This window comes from Candidatus Merdisoma sp. JLR.KK011, from assembly GCF_036941125.1.
GTDB lineage: Bacteria > Bacillota > Clostridia > Lachnospirales > Lachnospiraceae > Laedolimicola.
Genome location: NZ_JAYWSZ010000003.1, coordinates 2181044 through 2197934 on the forward strand (window position 1 = coordinate 2181044; position 16891 = coordinate 2197934).

Consider the following 16891-nt stretch of genomic DNA (forward strand, 5'->3'; position numbering starts at 1 on the left):
ATAAATCCACTTTAACCAATCAGCTTTTATTCCACAATGGTTTGACATACTTCTGGCCGTTTTCTTCATAAATGCCTTTTATATTCTGCTTTTTCTTCAAATAAAATTGCAAATTTCCGGAAGGATTGACAGAAAAATTGCCTTGATTTATAATTTTAGTTATATATAATATAAATTATAAATGGAGGTGCAAATATGCCAGCAATCGCGAAAGTCACAAAAGAAATGATTATAGACGCAGCTTTTGAAACTGTAAAAGAAATGGGAGCAGAAAACATAAACGCCCGGACAGTTTCACAAAAACTCGGCTGTTCCACGCAGCCCGTTTTATATCATTTTAAAACGATTGAAGATGTCCGAATTGCAACATATAAAAAAGCAAGTGAGTTTCATATTAACTATGTAACAAATTTAAGCGGCAAATACGAACGCCCTATGTTGGAAGTGGGTATGAGATATATTCAATTTGCCGTAGAAGAAAAAAATCTTTTTCGCTTTTTGTATCATTCAAACTATTGTATAGGCATTTCCCTTTCTGATTGGCTTACCGGGAAAAATTTTGATTTTTTATTCCCTATCCTAAGGAAACAAGCAAAGGTAGACGAGCAACAGGCATATAGCATATTTTCGCAAATTTTTTTAGTAACACATGGAATAACCAGTCTGCTTGCCAACAATGCAATGGTTTATGATGAAGCATATTGTATAAAGACATTGTCTAATGCCTATTTTGGAGCAATGCATCTGATAGAAGAAGGAAGTTTATTATGAAAAAGCAACACAAATACTTTTTCAGTAAGGAAGCAAGGAATGAGAATAAGTAAAAATGCAAAACTGATTAACAAAGCGACAAACCAGAACTTGAACGGGTGATGATGTTATGAATTTAATTATTTCAACACTTAAGAAAGATGATTTATATAATAAAAAAATAATTGAAAATATACAAAAAAACATAAATAATGTTGAGGTTATTTATGCAGAAGACATGAATATAAAAGGCTGCATAGGTTGTAATCGTTGTTGGCTTGTAACACCGGGAATATGCACTATAAAAGATGATTATGAAAGATTGCTTATCAAATTTTTGCAATCAAAACAAGTTGTTTTTATAACAGATTTAAGATTAGGCTTTGTATCATATAAGTTAAAAAATATTTTTGATAGAATATTACCTCTTTTGACAATGAATTTACGATTTAAAAATGGACAAATGAGGCATTACCTTAGATATAAAAAACATTATAAACATCAGTGTACAAGGGGCTACAAACGATATAAAGAAATGTTTCAGATATGCAGAGTGGAAAAGTCAGATTTTCCACTCTATTTTTACATACTCGCTGGTTGCGCTGATTGATGAAATCAAGCCGTCCGTGGCTTTCCTCTTATCCTCAAAGCTGATATTCTCCCAGTCGTCCAGATAGCCGGACAGCAGATCAATCTGCTGCTGGGAAATGGTCTCCACGGATAAATCGGCAATCGCTTTTGTGATTTTCTGGCGGCGCATGTCCAGCTCCTCGATTTTCTTGTTGGCGTAGGCAAGCAGAGTAGCGTTTGCCCCGGTCAGTGTATCAAGTAACTTTTCAATTTCCGCCTCTACCTGTGCCAGCTCCACTTGATAGGCGGTCAATTTCGGGTTGGCCTTTTCCTCACAGCCCCGAAGGTACTTGAAATCCCGGAATTTTTCCCCCATAGCGTTAAAAATGAATTGCTCAAATTCCACTTTGCGGAGAGTGCCGCACCCCGGACAGCCCTTGTGGTCGGACCGTTTATTACACCGAAGGTATTCATAGCCGGAAGGGTTGCGGGTGACTTTTAAAGCATAACCACATTTTCCGCATTTCACTTTACCGGCCAGCCATGTATTCCGGGCCTTCCTCCCGTTCTGGAAGGTGATGTTCGCCATGAGCTTTTTCCGGCATTTCAGCCAGGTGTCAGAGGAAACAATCCCTTCATGGGGAGCGATAACAAGTATCTGGTCTTTTAGGCTCCTGTCCTTGTCCTCCTTCACGTCCCGCCCCTGATAGAGATAGCAGCCATTTGTCCCGGCGAAGTCGGCGACGTCATTGATAACTGCCGCCCCTTGGCTCTTGAAGAACTCATACAATTCCAGGTCGGCCTGTGCGTATACCGGGTTGCGGAGCAGCTGGGAGAGGAAGGGACGGAACAGCGATTTTCCGTGAACCTTGATGTCGTTTTCTTCAAAGTACCGGCTGATGTCCCCGAAGGAGGTCCCAGGCTCGGCGTACATTTCAAACATCAGGCGTACATGGTCTGCGGCTGCCAGGTCCGGCACCATCATTTTTGTACGGATGCCTTCAACCGTGGTCGGCTCCAGCCGGAAGCCGTAGGGGGCCTGGCCGCTCATGTGGAAGCCTTTCAGGCACCGGGAATAGTAGGCGTCCGTGACGCGCTTCTGGATGGTCTCCCGTTCCAGCTGGGCGAACACAATGCAGATATTCAGCATGGCCCGCCCCATTGGGGTGGAGGTGTCGAACTTTTCCGTGGAGGAAACAAACTCCACGTCGTACTCCTGGAACAGCTCCATCATGTTCGCAAAATCCAGAATGGAGCGGCTGATCCGGTCCAGCTTGTAGACGATTACCCGCCGCACCTTCCCTTTGCGGATCTCGTCAAGCAGTCTCTGGAACTCGGGCCGGTCGGTGTTCTTCCCCGAATAGCCCTTGTCCTTGAAAATCTTGCAGCTGCCGCCTTTCAGCTCGTACTTGCAGAAGTCAATCTGGCTCTCAATACTGATACTGTCCTTGCGGTCAACGGACTGTCTGGCATAAATATAATCTTCTCTAATGTTCATTGTAGGCTCCTTTCCTATGGGAATGGAGCTACCAACCTTACAAGTATATTATACCATTGATAGCCCCGGAGGGCAATGTTGTCGGGGTCAGCGCCGGCTCTGGCGGTACTTGCTGAACACGTCATACAGACAGCGCTCAATCTCCTGAATTTGGAATTGCTTAGCAGCATATAGACCCAGCAGCCCTTGTGATTGCTGGTATTTTTTTGTCAATATGTTGTATATTTTACATAGGTTATATTGATTTATTCTTCGATTTGTGGTATACTAATATCCAGGGAGGGGTCTACTATGCATGTCAAAGTTATTACATCAAAAGGTGTTTCCCGTTTGTATATATACGAAACCTATTACGATAAAGATACTACTACTGGAAAAGGCAGAGTCCGAAGCAAAATGCTCGAAAGTCTGGGGCGGCTTGATGAACTCCAAAAAATTTATGACGATCCTGTCGCACATTTCAAAACAGTATGCGAACTGCGCACTGCCCAAAACAGGGAAATCCGTAAGCAGTCCGTCATCATTGATCTGGATGCGAAAATATCCATAGGCGAAGACAGTCTTAAAAATATCGGCTATGGGATTCTTAAAGCGCTTTATAAGGAATTAGAACTCGATAAGTTCTGGAACTGGAAAACAAGGCATCTTTCGATTGATTACAGCATTGACAAGATTTTCCGCCTTCTTGTATTTTCCAGAATACTCTACCCCGGTTCTAAGAAAAAAGCCTATGACAGGCGGAATATTTTCTTTGAGGGTTTCAACGGCTTCTGTCTCGATGATGTTTACTATTCTCTTGACATCATTGCCAGAAACCAGGAAGCCCTCCAAAAATGGATCTTTGACCATTCCGGAAAAATCTCGGAACGCGACCTTTCGGTTGCTTATTTTGACTGTACCAACTATTACTTTGATATCGGCCGCCCCGATGCAGACATTTTGAATGATGACGGAAAACCGGTTGATAAAAACGGCGGCGAAATCCAGCCAAAGTATAGAAAAAGAGGACCGGAGAAAAACCGCCGTCCCGACCCAATCGTTGAAATGGGACTTCTTATAGATAAAAACGGCATCCCTATGGCCTACGACCTGTTTCCTGGAAATGAGTCGGAAAAACTCCATATGCGCCCTATTATAAACCGCTTAAAGAAAGATTATTCCAATACCCGTACCATATTCGTAGCGGACCGCGGGCTCAACACGTCGGACAATATCTATTGGATTAATGGAAGCAACAAAGGGGATAACAATCAACGTGATGGTTATGTATACGGACAATCCGTCCGGGGCGCCGACGCGGAATTTAAAGCATGGGTGCTCGCAGAAGATTATATAATCGATAAAGTAAAGGACGACGCCGGGAAAGAGATTGCGTTCAAGCATAAATCGCGCATATATCCAAAAGAATTGCATGTAAACACAACAAAACCCGGAAGCAAAAAAACTTCTAAGAAAACAGTCCGCGCTGACCAGAAGCAGATGGCTTACTATTCTGAAAAATATGCGAAAAAACAGAAAGCAGATCGTGACGTTATGGTTGCACGTGCCAGGGATCTGATTAAACACCCTAAAAAATACGACAAAGTGACTTCTGCCGGAAGTGCTGCATATGTAAAAAATATATCGTTTGATAAAACCACGGGGGAAATCCTGGAAGGAAAGGTTCTTGAGCTGGATGAAGAAAAGATCCGGGAACAGGAACTTTATGACGGATACTATGCAATCGTTACAAGCGAATTGAATATGAGTGATTTTGAACTGCGGGACATATACCGAGGCCTTATACACATTGAAGATACTTTTAAGGTTTCTAAATCAGACTTCAAATCTCGCCCGGTCTATGTATCTACGAATGACCACATAGACGCACATTTTTCCACATGCTTCACCGCTTTAGTTCTGATACGTCTTCTTCAGGCAAAGCTTGGGAACAAATATCCTGTTGGAAGAATACTTGACAGTCTCCGTAAATACAATTGCACCAAGATAGACACCGGACTGTATCAACTTCTGTATTTTGACGAGATACTCAAAGATTGCGGGGATATCTTCCATATAGATCTTAATAACAAGTACAGGACTCAGCTGCAAATGAAGAAGCTCCTGCGGTACTAAAAAAATTTTTTCATTACGAAAAACGGCCCGTATAACCTATGTAGACAAATCGGCTCAAAGCCCTAATTGAGAGGCTTTGAGCCGTCTTTTTTCCAAACTTGAGATACCATTGATAGCCCCGGAGGGCAATGTTGTCGGGGTCAGCGCCGGCTCTGGCGGTACTTGCTGAACACGTCATACAGACAGCGCTCAATCTCTTTTTTCCGTTTCTCCTTCTCTTTTGGGGAAAGCACCGGGGTAAGGCTTTCCAGCACAATCGTCTTTCCCTGGAAGGGGACGGTCCTTGTTTCTCTCTGGTAGGTTACAGATTGTACCATCTGGGCCTCCTTTCCGAATCGGGGTTGAAGCCTTCCGTTTCCCTCTTGTCCTATGGGGAAACACGAAAAAGCAGCGCCCGGTAAAGAGCGCTGCCCCTTCGTCTTTCTCCACGCTTCGGGCCAGCTTGGCCCGAGGTTAGGGCTGCCAGTGTTCATAATAGGCCGCCGCTTCCTCCACGGAGCAGAAGTCAAACACTTCGTACAGCTCTATGAGAACCTCCCGGATGTCCTTTGACTTATAGCCGCAGCTTTTCATTGCCTTGATGACATACCCACGGCAGGCATTGTTGCTCCATTTGTCTGTCAGCATGTCCTGGATTTCCTGCAAAGATTTTGCCATAACCTGCACTTCCTTTCATAAAAGTTCAGGGAGCCGCGCCGTTTTTGTTGGCCTGTCACAAGACAGTGAGAGCGGGCGGCTCCCTGATGGTTTTTGTAAAACAGATTTCCCGGACGGGTGTAGGCTTGTCCACCCCATAGTGTCTCAACTCTCCCCATTCTTATGGCAAGGCGTCCTCATTGCCTGCGACGGCTCACGGCTTGCAAGGCCGCTTCAACGCTCGGACTGTGACTGAACGCAAGTATCCGGGGGCGTGCCTTATCCGGCGGGACCAGCCACGGCCCCGCCTGCGGCATGGGCTTTATCGCTATTCCCGCCCCCAAAGTGAAAGCCACAATGGAAACGGAAGTCACGGCGGGCCTGTCGCCTGGCACATCCACCCTTCGTATCCGGGTATCTTTTTATTCAGTTTTCAATCTGCCGGAAAGGTCCGTCCACGCTTCGGGCCAGCTTGTCCCGGGGCGCTTCCGCCTTTCTATATACCATTTCATTTTCAGGGCTTTTTCGGTACACCTTAGAGATTATTTTTCAAAAATTTTTCCATGTTCCGAAGCCCCCGCTCGATTGCCAGGCGCACCACCTTTTCGTCCACGCCTTCGGCTCTGGCAATGTCAGTCTTGCTCATGCCGAGGACGAAATGGGCGTAGATACGTTTTGCCTGTTTGTCGGGCAGGCTGGAAATAGCCGCGTGGAGTTCCTGCATGGTGACTTTGCGCTCGTAAATCTCACAAGGGGAAAGGGAAACGAACAAGGCCGAGTGCTCAATGCCGTCCTCCCGGTCAAGGGAATAGTAGGCTTTGTGGCGGTATGTACGCAGACGGTAGGCCGCCTCCTTGCGGTCAAACTCCGCCATTGCATCCGCTACCTCGTCAGGCACTTCAATAAAGGAATCCGCTGTATAGTACGGGTAGAAATCCCGAAGATTGATGATAGTCATGTTTACCTCCGTTTCGGTGTTTGGTGAATGAGTTACCGAAACGGAGGCGGTGGGGAACGGCACCGGGGCCGGGCTTCGGGCCAGGTTGGCCCGAGGCTGTCCCATAAAAACAGAAATGCGCCCAAACAGCATGGCGCTATTTGGACGCATGAAATATAACTATCGTTTTTGGACTGAATTATTTCATATTGATTGCCAGAATTATCCTTCCAAGGGGGCGGGCTTTTTTTAACGATTCAGATAGTTGGAAAATAAATAAGGACACAGCGATACCTCCCGGATACCGCCATATCCTTAAAAGTGGGCAACTTTAACACACCCTCTATATTCTTTTTTTCAAAAAAGAAAACGGCGGTCTGAATTTCTTCAAAACCGCCGCCTCTTTTTAAGAAGCAACACGAAATACCACCACAACGACGGTTTTTTTCTTTCACCGTTATAGTGGCAGGAATTTTGAAATTTTATATCATTTGTTTCATAGCTATATAATGCTAATTTGAGTTATTTATGCTGGTTTCCTAAATATATCAATAGCATGGCTTGTAATCCCCATTAAATCTGTTCGCTCACAGGTAGCAAAATGATACTTCAAATATAATTCAAAAGTATCTTGATTCATTTTATCTATGGCATCACGCATAAGCAATGCGGTCCCATCTGCTGCGACATAATGTAAACGATTAACAGAAAATACAGACATTATGTGATCAATATCTTCTTTGCGAACAAGTTCAAATAAATCTTTTGGCTCAGATTTTGCAGCAAATGTTTTTGAATCAAGCAAACCATTTTTTATATATTCAGCAACATTGATATTACCGTGCATAAATCCTTCGTCAAGGAGGCAGCCGTCTGATATAACATAAGCAGCAAAAACAATTCCTCCCGGCTTTGTTACACGAATTGCTTCCTTTAAAGCTTGTCGTTTATCAGCAACATTGTATAAATGATAAAGCGGCCCCAAAATCAAGGTAATATCATATGTGTTATCAGAAAAGGCAGATAAGTTAAGGGCGTTACCTTGCATAATTGTTACGTTTTCTTCTGGCTGTGTGTTTTTACGGAAGATTTCTATATTATGCGCTACTAATTCTACTGCGTTTATGATATGTCCTTGACGTGCTAACGCATGTGAATATCTTCCTGTTCCAGCTCCGATTTCAAGTATGTGATTGCCTGGCGTCACATACTTTTCAATGTAACGCATAGTGGTAAGGAACTCAACAGAACCATGCTTTAATATCAAACGGTTTTCTTCATCATAATTGCTATAAAAATCAATTAAATATTGATTTGATTGCATGTTACAAACCTCCTTTGTTTAAGTTACTAAAATTATATTTCTAAATTCCAATCAGCTTTTTCTTGCCTTATCAAAATAGACAATATATTTATGACCATTTTTTGAGCACTATCTTTATCCAATTTCATTTTCTTAGTTGCCGTAAGAACAGCAATACCATGAGAATATAGAAATAGATCCAAAAAAATCGTTTTTGCCTTTTCCAACCTAATTCCGATAGATTCAGAAAAATCCCTAGCTTTTTTTTCATTATCTTCTTCTTTATAAAAATCTGTTGTTTTTGTCATATTCAGGTCCATATCACTTATGAACAGAAATTTAAATAAACAGGTTTCTTTTTGGGCAAATTCAATGTATGATAGCGGATAAACTAAATAAGAATTGATTTTTTCTGAATCACGATAAGATGTAACATACTGTTCATAGTAGTTGTATGCAAAGTTAAGAAAATCCTTTTTTAGTTCATCCATATTTTCATAGCAAGTGAAAATTGGTCGAGTAGAACATTGCAATTTGTTGGCAATACTTCTTGCGTTCACCGTTTCAAAGCCGGTTTCTCTTGTGATTTCTAAGACAGTATTCAATATCTTTACTTTTGTTATTTTTGCTTTTGGTGGCATATTGGCTTCTCCTTCTAGTTTTGTGTCACTTATGTTATGTAACTATTGTTGCATAACATAAGTGATTTGTCAAGGATATCTTGAAATTGTTACTTATTTTTACTTCGAGCCAACTTGTCCCGAAGCGATATAATGAATGTGACTGAAATAAAATTGAACAATACATGAAATGCAATTACATTCACATACTAATGTCGGAAATATAAAATGACATAGGGTGATAGTATATGGAAGATTACGAAGGAAGGTTTGATTTTCACGGGCTGGGCCAGGCAATCCGGAAGGCCAGAGAAGAACGAGGCTGGACGCAGGAATATGTTTCGGAGCTTGTGGGACGTGGAGCCCGGACTATTATGAATATCGAGAACAAGGGGCAGTACCCAAGTTTTGGAGTCTTTGTCAAACTTGTTACCATGTTTGACATTCCGGTAGACCAGTTCATTCATGCGGATAGCGGTCAGGTAGAAAGTAGTTGCCGCAAACAGATTGACGTCCTGCTCAATGCCATGAATGAAAAGGAGCTCATTGTAATGAAAGCAACTGCCGAAGGCTTGAAGAAAGCCAGAGAAACGGAGGTTTCCGAGTAGGGGCCTCCGTTTTTGCGGCGTTTATCGAGGGTTCCGCTAAATGGCAAGCAGGGCAACTGTAGCCACAGTTGCTATTTTTGACGTTCCGGCCTTCCGGCCAGAACGCAAAAATCTGCTTGTTGGGGAGCCTCCCCAAACCCGGCTTCGGGCCAACTTGGCCCGAAATGTCAGCGTCGCTTTGCTCCTTATTTTTACCCCCCCCCCCTAACGTTCCTGCTCCTTCTTCTTGCCCGGCTCCGCATAGCCCAGCAGATAATCAATGTTCGCCTTCGCCGCCGTGACCTCCCGCATTTCCTCCCGGGCTTTCCGGTACTCGGCATAGAGCCTCTTTTTCTTCTCCGCTAGCTCCCGGCCTTCCTCCTTCAGCTCGTCCATCTTTGGCAGCTTCGCCCCGCCCAGAATCCGCTTGAAGTCGGCGCAGGTCGCCCGGTAGAGTTCAATGTCGCCCTCATGCTCCGCAAGGAACTTCCGGCTGTATTTCCGGGCCTTGTATTCCTGGAACACCGGCCGGGTCCTGGCATACTGAACCGTGGCCGCCTTCAATTCCCGGTTGATCTGGAGGGCTGCCTCGGCACTCTTGATCTGGCCGGAAAGTGTGTGGAAACGTTCCGTGGCCTCTGCCGCTTTCTTTTCCAGCTGCCCATACTCCATCAAATCATTTTCCTGCAAAAAAGCCAGGGTGGCGGCCATCTGTTTCAGATTGAAAACCTTGGCCCACCTCTCATATCCCGGTCCCTTCCCCTGGAGCCTGGATTGAATGTCGATAATCAGGTTGACCCTTTGGCCGGGCTGGCCCGTGCCTGTTCGGGAGCCAGACAGCGCCGCCTCTATATCCTTCTGGCCGTAGCCCTTCCCCAGCGTGGAGGAACGCAGACGGGTAAACCGTTCCTGGCCGGGAGCCCGGAAACTGATTGCGCCCCGCTGCTGTTTCACCTCATAGCCGGACTGCTCCATAAATGAGAGGAAGGCGGCAAGGCCGGAGGGCTGTTTTTCAAGGGCCGCGTCAATGGCGGCGCACAGCTTCTGCTGGAAGGTGAGCGGCCTTTCCCGGCCCTTGGCCCATTCCCCATAGTTCTTATATTTCCCCTGACTTTTCATCTTCGGCTGCTTCACGACAGAGAGGCCGTTTTCCAGACAGAGGGTGTCAGACAGTCGCCCGAGGGCACGGCCGGAACCGAGGAAATCCCGGTATTTATGGGTACAGTCAAGGGTAGTGGAATTGTAATAAATGTGGTTATGGATATGGGCCTTGTCGGTGTGGGTGGTGACGATGAACTGGTGCTTTCCCTTCGTCCACCGCATAGCCAGCTCATAGCCGATACGGTTGGCATCCTCCGGCGTGATCTCCCCGGGAAGGAAGGACTGGCGTATCTGGTAGCAGAGCACGTCCCTATCCGCCTTCTGCTCCCGGCCCGTGGCGGTCTTGTACCTGCTTTTCCACAAGAGAAATTCAGCGTCCACCGTGGCCGGGTCACATTCATAAGCGGAGATATATTTCCCTTCTTCCGTCTTGACTGGGTTCTTCCCATAGTCGGTACAGTCCTTTAGGGACTGCGCCACGGAAAGCCCCGGCGTGGTCTTGCGTTTCATCAGTCGCGTGGTCGCTATGCTTCATCCCCCCTTCCAGCTTCGGGTCAAGTTGACCCGAAAAAAGAGTGCCATTATGGCACCCTTAATAATTATAAAAATTATTCTGATTGATGAAAAATACCTGCATTTTTGTAGTTGGTGGAACGAAACTGAAATTCTTTTGATTTAATATAATTGTTATCAAATTTTGTCTTTGCTATAGGTTCAAAATAATAACCATATCCTTCAAGAATAGGGGCATAATCACAAGTCACAGCACATGGGATGGTTTTAGTATTTTTACTTTTACGTTCTCCGAGATATAGAGTGACTTCTCGTAATGCTAGAGTATTAAATCCTTTTTCAAAAAACAAAAAATTTACACCATTCTTTTTAGCATATGAAGAATAGGCCAGACAATCAGGAGATTCATGTTGAATTGAAAGGATAATTTCATTTTCTGCCTTCGTCAAATTTTCGCCTTGCTCAATCTTTAAAAGTATAGAGTGGAATCCTAATTCTCTACCGTCTATAATGGTGGGCAAGTCGTCTATGCCCAAGGTGGGAAATGTACTACTCACATCATCGTAAGCCCAAAACGTCAAATAATCATTATTTCCATTGTGTCTTTTTATCTCTGCTAAAGCTGTTTCTTTACTATCGGCCCAATATGATATTTTTTCATTTGGAAATAATTTTGAGTATCGGCCCTTGTGGTCGTTATCTCTTAAATTTCCAGAGTGTAAGACACTTATTGTTTTCCCATATACCCAGTCTTTAACATTTACGCACCTAAAAAAATCAAATTCTTGTGTTTTATATATAGGCAGTTCTATATGCTTATATACACACGAACTCCATGAATGGTTTTGAAAAAGCGAACTCATTATGTACCTCCCCAATTTTCTTCTAGTTTATACTATCAACTCGTATCCGTCAATCGTTGTGTTAATGATGTATTATATATAAGTGTATCTTGACAAACTGCTTAAAAAATATCATAATGTAATAAAATATATAACTTTGTAATATCGGAGGTATAACCAAATGGGAAATAATTTAGTAAAAAAAGGTATCAATGTAATTCAAATGCTCGAAAATTTTGTAGCACAAACAGAACTTGAGAATGTAAAGACAACCCTTAATACCAAAACAGGTACAGCAAGTATTACTGGTTCAAAAGATGGATATCAGTATACTACAACTATGCAAAAAGAAACACATGGCATGGTGCGAACAGAATCTATGTTTGAATGTAACCTTGGAAAAGAAGCACTTATCTCACAAGTTAAAAATCTTCGTAGGCAAGGTTATAAACAGCAAGAGATTGCGGATATGTTGGGCATATCACAATCTTTAGTGTCAAAGTATTCAAGAATGTAAATATGAAAATCAAAAGAGTGGGGCGATCTTCGTTGATCGCCCCTATATTTTCCCCACCAGCGCCGCCAGCTCCTTCAATACCCCGGACAGCTGCCCCCACAGCTTTTCATAGTCCTCTTTCAGCCCGTCTATCTCCTCCGGGTACAGCCCGTAGGTGTGGGCGTGGACGGCTATCTGGTTCAAGTTGTTGGAACACCGCCGCTGCAAGGAGACCAGCTCCCGTACCGGCGCAAGGTCCACATGGAGGATATAGCCGTTTAAGGCCATCTTCCGCATATAGGCCCCGGCGTTGGAGATGCCGGCTTCGGCCATGCGCCCGTGTATCTGGGCCAGCTCGTCCGCCGTCACCATCACGTTCAGGTGCCTGTCCCGTTTCCTCCCTGCCGTCAGCGTTCCTCCCGTTCCCGGCTCCGTTTCGGGGCAGGCGGCTCCTTCACTCTGTCAAGCTCTTTTTCCTCCGGCCTCTGGGGGAGGGGCGAAGGCGGAAGGTTGTTCAGTATGCCGTCCAGCATGTTCCCGTTCTGTTCTTCGGTAAGCTCCGCATTCAATAAAGGATTGTCTCTCCCGTTCATAGATCCTCCTATCTGTCCTCATGGGACTTCCCTGTTTTCTGTCTCTCCGGTTCCTTTGGCGGTTCCGCCCTCCTGGCCGCCTCCTTCAGCTGCGCGGTGATGGATGGCCGTTCCGCCCGGTCCGGGTTATGGCTGGACGGCTTGAGCTCATAATCGCACATCTGCTTTTCAATCAGTGGCTTTCCATAGATCAGCTCGCCCCACGCCAGCAGATTCCCGCCTTCTACCGGAATCCTCCCGTCATAGTTGAATATCTCTATGGGGCTATTGCCCGGCGGCTTCGGATAGGTCCCTATGTCCACCGGCCGCTGGGTGGAGTAATAGCGGTAATGCCCCGGCCCCTGCCGCCGGCTGTCCGTCTCCCGTTCCTCCACGCCGAACTGGTAGCGGTGTTCTGCCGCCCGGTGGGCGAAGTCCCGGACGGCGGCATCTTCGTCCTTGAAGTAATGGCCCCAGTTATAGTCACGGCTCCCGTCGGCATTTTCATAAAACGTCCATGTGACGAAGGGGGAAGGCGCGTTTGGGTTGTGGCCCAGCGCATACCCCCGGTCGTTGGTGAAGGCCACCAACTGCAAAATCTCATATCCCTCGTTTGTTTCTATGGCAGTTCCCTCCTTTCCGGCCTCGGGCCAACTTGGCCCGAAGCGCCCATTGTTACGAAATACCCCCGTAAACCGGAACGGAAGGTATTAAGATACCTCCACCCGGAAAACAGGGTCAGGACCCCTTGGAATCCCGGGCTTTCGGCAGGCCCAAATCGTAACGCCCCTGCCCGGGTTTTGAGCGTTTCTTCCTCATGCGCTCCCGGCTCCTGCGGCGGTTCCCCTCGTCCTTGCAGGCCGGGGAGCAGTAGGCCTGGCGTCCCTCCGGGAGAAAAGGTTTCCCACAGACGGCACAGGGTTTCGTATCCGGCGGCGGCCCTTCCTCACAGACGGACTTTTCCAGCACCGGGTCCAGCGGGAGCACATTTTCACGGAAATAATGGCAGAAAGAACCCGTCCAGCCTTTCCCCAGCATGTAGCAGGAACAGTCCAGCGGAAGGCAGATGTCCTCCCCGCTGTCATAGTTGGCGCACCAGCCCGTGACAAGCCGCCGGATTCCTTTCCTCTCGTCCCGGGCCAGCTCCCGGCCCACGGTCAATGCCCCGGGCCAGGCTGGCCCGAAGTGCGGGGCTCCACGATCAGGGTACGGAACTTCTTCCGGCACCGCCCCCGCCGTCCTCTGCACTCCTTTAAGTAGCGGCACCCGGCGCATGGGTCGGTGCCTCCGCGGCCCGGGCGGGGCGTCTCCTTCATCATCCTTTCAAATTCGCTGTCCGTAAAATTCATTCCCCGTCCTCCGTTTCCTCGATTTCCTCTATATCGCCGTAGGGGTCGGCCTCGTCCTCGTAGTCATATTCCTCGTCGTCCATGTCAGGGACCTCATGCTTCGGGCGGTAGACCTTGAAATAATACCCGGCCCCGCCTCCGGCCAGCAGGACGGCGGCAATCATCAGAATGTTTCCCATAGGGAAGCCGGATGTTTTCTCCGGCCCGGGTTCTGTCTCCGGTTCCGTGGGAGGTTCTGTCTCCGGTTCCGGCTCCATGACCGGCTCCGTCACCTCCGGCTCCGGGTCTTTCTCCGCGAGGGCCAGCATATCCTTCTCCGTGACCGCGTTCAGGAAGTAGACGTTCTGCCCGTCCCGCTGGCGGTCGATAATCAGATAGAACACGTTCTCGCTGGGGGTGGTGATGGTGAAGAACTCCTTGCCGTCCCCGTCCGTGGCGTTGTCCACCACGGTCCCGGTGCCCTCCGGGGTGAAGGGCCTGGCGGTGGTTTCCTCCGCCGTCTCCGTGGGTGCTTCCTCCGCTGGCTCGCTGCTCTGGGCGTAGGCCGTCAGGGGCATGGCGGTAAGGGAGAGCAGCGCGGAGAGGATAAGCGCCGCCCTGCGGATCAGGTTATTCTTCATGTTCGGAATCCTCCTTTCTGGTGCCGTGCTTCGGGACAAGTTGGCCCGGAGCGGAAACGTTGGGGGTGTCAAGGAAGGACAGGAGCTCGGCGGGGGTCAGCTTCAAAGAGCGGACCGCCTGCACGATCATCACGTTCTCTTCCTCCTGTTTCTGCTTCTCCAAATCCCGGACCCTGGCCTGCCACTCGGCGGCCTTCTCCCGGGCCTTCAGAAGCTCCTTTTCAATTTTTTCAAGCCTGTTCATGCAGCCCTCCTTTCAGAAAAATCAGTTGAAACGTCCAAAGGTGAGGAAATGCTGCCGCCAGTAGGGCGTGTCGATGCTGGCGTAGCTGATGGGGTTGCCGCAATGGACCATCATCCCGTCCCCCACATAAATCCCCACATGGCTGGCCCCGCTGGTGTTGTAGGTGCCCTGGAAGAAGATCAGGTCTCCCGGCCTTGCGTCCGCCCTTGACACCCGGGAGCACTGGCCCAGAATCCCGTTGGCAGTGGTGCGGGGCAGGTTATGGACGCCGGAGTGGGTATAGACCCAGCAGACAAAGCCGGAGCAGTCGAAGCTGGTGCTGGGGGAGGAGCCACCCCACACATACGGATAGCCCAGATACTTTTCCGCCTCCGTGATAAGGGCCGCAAAGGCCGGGTCGGAAAGGGCCTCCCCCGGCACGGTGTAGCCTCCCCCGGGTGCATTGCCGCCGTTCCCGGAGTAGATGTCGTCCCACAGATAGGGCTTGTTGCCTTTCAGCTCCAGCAGGACGTCATAGAGTTCTTTCTGTTCCGTGTCAAGCCGGGAGGCAATGACAGCCGGGAGCGTCCGGTTCTCCAGCCGCACATGAAGGATGTAATACTCATAGACCACCTCCACCTCGTACTCGTATTCCTCGGTGGTGGTCTCGCCGGTCTCCGGGTCCGTGCTGGTGGAGGTGCCGGTCCGGGTCTCCGTGCGGTAGCGCGTCTCCACTTCCTCGGTCAGCGTCAGCTTATACTGGGCCTCGAACAATGCCCGGAGCTCCCCCTGCACGTCCTCACGGGTATAGGTGCGGAGCTTTGCAATCAAATAGGAGGTCAGCTCATAGGGGTTATGGCCCAGCTCGTCCACGCGGTAGCGGTACTCGTCATAGCCGGGGTGGGTACGCTCAATGCCAGCCACTTCCTGCCTCAATGCGTTTTCAAGGGCGGTATAGTCCTCGTCGGCCCCTAAAATATCCCCGTCCTCGGCGGTGTAGGAAGTGCCTACCACGGCGTTCACCATGCCCGTCCCCAGGGAAGGGAGGGCGGAAAAGACAGAGTTGATAATCAAGAATACGCAGAACAGCAGCAGGATTACCACAGCCCCGCCCTTATGGTTACGGACAAGCAGTGCCAGCTTTTCCGCCGCCTTCTCCACCGTGCCGACCGCCTTCCCCGCCGCTTTGGCCCCCTGCTTTGCCGCCTCCCTGGCCTCTTTGGCATACTGCCGCTTGATTTTCCACTTCTGCGCCATGCGGGAGAGGGCATTGCTCTGGAGCTCCGGGTGCTCGGCGGCCGCCTGCTGGTAACGGAGCTCGGCGTCTGCCTTCATGGTCCTGTGCTCCCATCTTTCCACCTGCCGGGCCGGGTGCTCCCGGATACGCCGCTTTGCGTAGCGGACTGCCTTATGGGCCCCGGCCTCGGCCAGCAACTCGCTCTTATGGGCGGCCTCTGTCCCCACGTTCTCGTGCTCGGCCTCATGGATTTTCCGGTGGCCGTAGACCCAGACGGAGCCTCCCGCCGCCGTGGCCGCCCGCCTTGCCGGGCCGGGAGGCTTGTAAGGCTTCTGGGCCGCCAGATTTTCCTTTGCCCTTTCCAGCCGGACAGCCGAATGTTCCGCCCGGCTCTGGGCCCGTTCCTGTTTCTTCTCCTGCCGGGACTTCTTTTCCTTGGAGGTGCGGCCTTCCTCCCGTTGGGTGTCCGTGCTGGAATCCGCCGCTTTCTCCCGGCTGCCTCCTTTCCCGGTGTCTGTCTCTTTCTCCCGGTAGGTTTCCTTCCCGGAATCTGCCACTTTCTCCCGATAGGCTCCCTTCCCAGTGTCCGCCCTTTTCTTCTGGTGGGTGTCTGCTTTGGCGTCTGCCCGTTCCTCCTTTGCGGCCTCCGTCTCTTTCGGGGAGCCCTCCCGGTGGAGCCTGGAAGAGAACTTCTCCCGTTCCCCGTCCTGCTTGAATTTCCCGGTGCCCTGGGGCTTCGGGCCAACCTGGCCCGGAGTGCCTTCCCCGGACTGCCCGGTCATTTCTTCCTCGGAAAAATGGAGCCGCCCCCGCTTTACGCGCTTTCCCGGCGGCCCCTCTGGTTGTCTGGCGATAAAAGCACCTCCTTCCTCTGCATATGAAAAAAGCCAGCCCATACCCTCCGGTATCGCTCTGGCAGGTG

General features: G+C 48.8%; 21 protein-coding genes. 5 read left to right on the forward strand and 16 right to left on the reverse strand.

Annotated elements, in window-relative coordinates; genetic code table 11:
* The first annotated feature begins 195 nt into the window (after positions 1-195).
* Both VV089_RS11710 and VV089_RS11715 read left to right on the forward strand, forming a co-directional pair.
* Positions 196-771 carry a TetR/AcrR family transcriptional regulator gene (locus VV089_RS11710; protein ID WP_172542782.1) on the forward strand — a complete coding sequence of 192 codons (576 nt, stop codon included), beginning with the start codon at positions 196-198 and terminating at the stop codon, positions 769-771.
* A gap of 109 nt (positions 772-880) precedes the next feature.
* On the forward strand, positions 881-1360 hold the full coding sequence (locus tag VV089_RS11715) for a flavodoxin family protein (protein ID WP_334335991.1): 480 nt from the start codon (positions 881-883) through the stop codon (positions 1358-1360).
* Here the strand turns inward: VV089_RS11715 and VV089_RS11720 are convergent.
* Entirely contained in the window at positions 1313-2818 is a 1506-nt protein-coding gene (locus VV089_RS11720) for a recombinase family protein (RefSeq protein WP_334335992.1), read from the reverse strand. The two genes, VV089_RS11715 and VV089_RS11720, sit on opposite strands and share 48 nt — an antisense overlap.
* A gap of 291 nt (positions 2819-3109) precedes the next feature.
* On the opposite strand from VV089_RS11720, the gene VV089_RS11725 reads away from it, so the two are divergent.
* The gene (locus tag VV089_RS11725; RefSeq protein WP_334335993.1) at positions 3110-4933 is read left to right on the forward strand and encodes an IS1634 family transposase; all 1824 of its coding nucleotides are present in this window, start codon (positions 3110-3112) and stop codon (positions 4931-4933) included.
* 140 nt (positions 4934-5073) lie between these two features.
* On the opposite strand, the gene VV089_RS11730 is transcribed toward VV089_RS11725, so the two are convergent.
* The 5 genes from VV089_RS11730 to VV089_RS11750 all read right to left on the reverse strand — a co-directional run bounded on the left by VV089_RS11730 (position 5074) and on the right by VV089_RS11750 (position 8450).
* Positions 5074-5250 (reverse strand): hypothetical protein, encoded by a 177-nt coding sequence (locus VV089_RS11730; RefSeq protein ID WP_334335994.1) that lies wholly within the window; start codon positions 5248-5250, stop codon positions 5074-5076.
* A 136-nt stretch (positions 5251-5386) separates the two neighbouring features.
* Positions 5387-5590 (reverse strand): hypothetical protein, encoded by a 204-nt coding sequence (locus VV089_RS11735; protein WP_334335995.1) that lies wholly within the window; start codon positions 5588-5590, stop codon positions 5387-5389.
* A gap of 514 nt (positions 5591-6104) precedes the next feature.
* Entirely contained in the window at positions 6105-6527 is a 423-nt protein-coding gene (locus VV089_RS11740; RefSeq protein ID WP_334335996.1) for an RNA polymerase sigma factor, read from the reverse strand.
* 505 nt (positions 6528-7032) lie between these two features.
* Positions 7033-7830 (reverse strand): class I SAM-dependent methyltransferase, encoded by a 798-nt coding sequence (locus tag VV089_RS11745; protein WP_334335997.1) that lies wholly within the window; start codon positions 7828-7830, stop codon positions 7033-7035.
* Between the two features lie 32 nt (positions 7831-7862).
* A complete protein-coding gene (locus VV089_RS11750; protein WP_334335998.1) occupies positions 7863-8450 on the reverse strand; it encodes a TetR/AcrR family transcriptional regulator in 588 nt (195 codons plus the stop codon).
* A gap of 227 nt (positions 8451-8677) precedes the next feature.
* Here VV089_RS11750 and VV089_RS11755 point away from each other — a divergent pair, with 227 nt between their 5' ends.
* A complete protein-coding gene (locus tag VV089_RS11755) occupies positions 8678-9037 on the forward strand; it encodes a helix-turn-helix domain-containing protein (RefSeq protein ID WP_334335999.1) in 360 nt (119 codons plus the stop codon).
* A 204-nt stretch (positions 9038-9241) separates the two neighbouring features.
* Here VV089_RS11755 and VV089_RS11760 read toward each other — a convergent pair whose 3' ends face one another.
* Together VV089_RS11760 and VV089_RS11765 are read right to left on the reverse strand one after the other, a co-directional pair.
* Positions 9242-10645 (reverse strand): relaxase/mobilization nuclease domain-containing protein, encoded by a 1404-nt coding sequence (locus VV089_RS11760; RefSeq protein WP_442891543.1) that lies wholly within the window; start codon positions 10643-10645, stop codon positions 9242-9244.
* Positions 10646-10725: 80 nt separating this feature from the next.
* Complete coding sequence (locus VV089_RS11765) at positions 10726-11493, reverse strand: hypothetical protein (RefSeq protein ID WP_334336001.1); 768 nt, start codon at positions 11491-11493, stop codon at positions 10726-10728.
* A 160-nt stretch (positions 11494-11653) separates the two neighbouring features.
* On the opposite strand from VV089_RS11765, the gene VV089_RS11770 reads away from it, so the two are divergent.
* On the forward strand, positions 11654-11989 hold the full coding sequence (locus VV089_RS11770) for a terminase (protein ID WP_334336002.1): 336 nt from the start codon (positions 11654-11656) through the stop codon (positions 11987-11989).
* Positions 11990-12031: 42 nt separating this feature from the next.
* Here the strand turns inward: VV089_RS11770 and VV089_RS11775 are convergent, their stop codons facing one another.
* The 8 genes from VV089_RS11775 to VV089_RS11810 form a co-directional block, all read right to left on the reverse strand.
* Positions 12032-12379 (reverse strand): plasmid mobilization protein, encoded by a 348-nt coding sequence (locus tag VV089_RS11775; RefSeq protein WP_442891544.1) that lies wholly within the window; start codon positions 12377-12379, stop codon positions 12032-12034.
* Positions 12376-12561: a DUF4316 domain-containing protein gene (locus VV089_RS11780; RefSeq protein WP_334336003.1), complete on the reverse strand. Its 186-nt coding sequence runs from the start codon at positions 12559-12561 to the stop codon at positions 12376-12378. Before VV089_RS11780 ends, VV089_RS11775 begins: the two co-directional genes overlap by 4 nt.
* An 8-nt stretch (positions 12562-12569) precedes the next feature.
* Positions 12570-13127, reverse strand: coding sequence for a hypothetical protein (locus tag VV089_RS11785; RefSeq protein ID WP_334336254.1), 558 nt, complete (start codon positions 13125-13127; stop codon positions 12570-12572).
* Between the two features lie 151 nt (positions 13128-13278).
* The gene (locus tag VV089_RS11790; RefSeq protein ID WP_304429076.1) at positions 13279-13695 is read right to left on the reverse strand and encodes a cysteine-rich VLP protein; all 417 of its coding nucleotides are present in this window, start codon (positions 13693-13695) and stop codon (positions 13279-13281) included.
* Positions 13696-13697: 2 nt separating this feature from the next.
* On the reverse strand, positions 13698-13889 hold the full coding sequence (locus VV089_RS11795; protein WP_334336004.1) for a hypothetical protein: 192 nt from the start codon (positions 13887-13889) through the stop codon (positions 13698-13700).
* Positions 13886-14509, reverse strand: a complete 624-nt coding sequence (locus VV089_RS11800; protein WP_334336005.1) for a DUF4366 domain-containing protein — start codon at positions 14507-14509, stop codon at positions 13886-13888. Before VV089_RS11800 ends, VV089_RS11795 begins: the two co-directional genes overlap by 4 nt.
* Positions 14499-14753, reverse strand: coding sequence for a DUF4315 family protein (locus VV089_RS11805; protein WP_334336006.1), 255 nt, complete (start codon positions 14751-14753; stop codon positions 14499-14501). The genes VV089_RS11800 and VV089_RS11805 overlap by 11 nt, the downstream gene beginning before the upstream one ends.
* Positions 14754-14774: 21 nt before the next feature.
* Positions 14775-16865 carry a C40 family peptidase gene (locus tag VV089_RS11810; RefSeq protein WP_334336007.1) on the reverse strand — a complete coding sequence of 697 codons (2091 nt, stop codon included), beginning with the start codon at positions 16863-16865 and terminating at the stop codon, positions 14775-14777.
* Between the last annotated feature and the right edge of the window lie 26 nt (positions 16866-16891).

Coding starts and splice junctions, on each gene's coding strand:
- VV089_RS11765 (WP_334336001.1), bottom strand. CDS start 11,493: ATGAGTTCGCTTTTTCAAAACCATTCATGGAGTTCGTGTGTATATAAG.
- VV089_RS11805 (WP_334336006.1), bottom strand. CDS start 14,753: ATGAACAGGCTTGAAAAAATTGAAAAGGAGCTTCTGAAGGCCCGGGAG.
- VV089_RS11770 (WP_334336002.1), top strand. CDS start 11,654: ATGGGAAATAATTTAGTAAAAAAAGGTATCAATGTAATTCAAATGCTC.
- VV089_RS11715 (WP_334335991.1), top strand. CDS start 881: ATGAATTTAATTATTTCAACACTTAAGAAAGATGATTTATATAATAAA.
- VV089_RS11810 (WP_334336007.1), bottom strand. CDS start 16,865: ATGGGCTGGCTTTTTTCATATGCAGAGGAAGGAGGTGCTTTTATCGCC.
- VV089_RS11780 (WP_334336003.1), bottom strand. CDS start 12,561: ATGAACGGGAGAGACAATCCTTTATTGAATGCGGAGCTTACCGAAGAA.
- VV089_RS11710 (WP_172542782.1), top strand. CDS start 196: ATGCCAGCAATCGCGAAAGTCACAAAAGAAATGATTATAGACGCAGCT.
- VV089_RS11755 (WP_334335999.1), top strand. CDS start 8,678: ATGGAAGATTACGAAGGAAGGTTTGATTTTCACGGGCTGGGCCAGGCA.
- VV089_RS11725 (WP_334335993.1), top strand. CDS start 3,110: ATGCATGTCAAAGTTATTACATCAAAAGGTGTTTCCCGTTTGTATATA.
- VV089_RS11730 (WP_334335994.1), bottom strand. CDS start 5,250: ATGGTACAATCTGTAACCTACCAGAGAGAAACAAGGACCGTCCCCTTC.
- VV089_RS11795 (WP_334336004.1), bottom strand. CDS start 13,889: ATGAATTTTACGGACAGCGAATTTGAAAGGATGATGAAGGAGACGCCC.
- VV089_RS11750 (WP_334335998.1), bottom strand. CDS start 8,450: ATGCCACCAAAAGCAAAAATAACAAAAGTAAAGATATTGAATACTGTC.
- VV089_RS11735 (WP_334335995.1), bottom strand. CDS start 5,590: ATGGCAAAATCTTTGCAGGAAATCCAGGACATGCTGACAGACAAATGG.
- VV089_RS11740 (WP_334335996.1), bottom strand. CDS start 6,527: ATGACTATCATCAATCTTCGGGATTTCTACCCGTACTATACAGCGGAT.
- VV089_RS11720 (WP_334335992.1), bottom strand. CDS start 2,818: ATGAACATTAGAGAAGATTATATTTATGCCAGACAGTCCGTTGACCGC.
- VV089_RS11745 (WP_334335997.1), bottom strand. CDS start 7,830: ATGCAATCAAATCAATATTTAATTGATTTTTATAGCAATTATGATGAA.
- VV089_RS11800 (WP_334336005.1), bottom strand. CDS start 14,509: ATGAAGAATAACCTGATCCGCAGGGCGGCGCTTATCCTCTCCGCGCTG.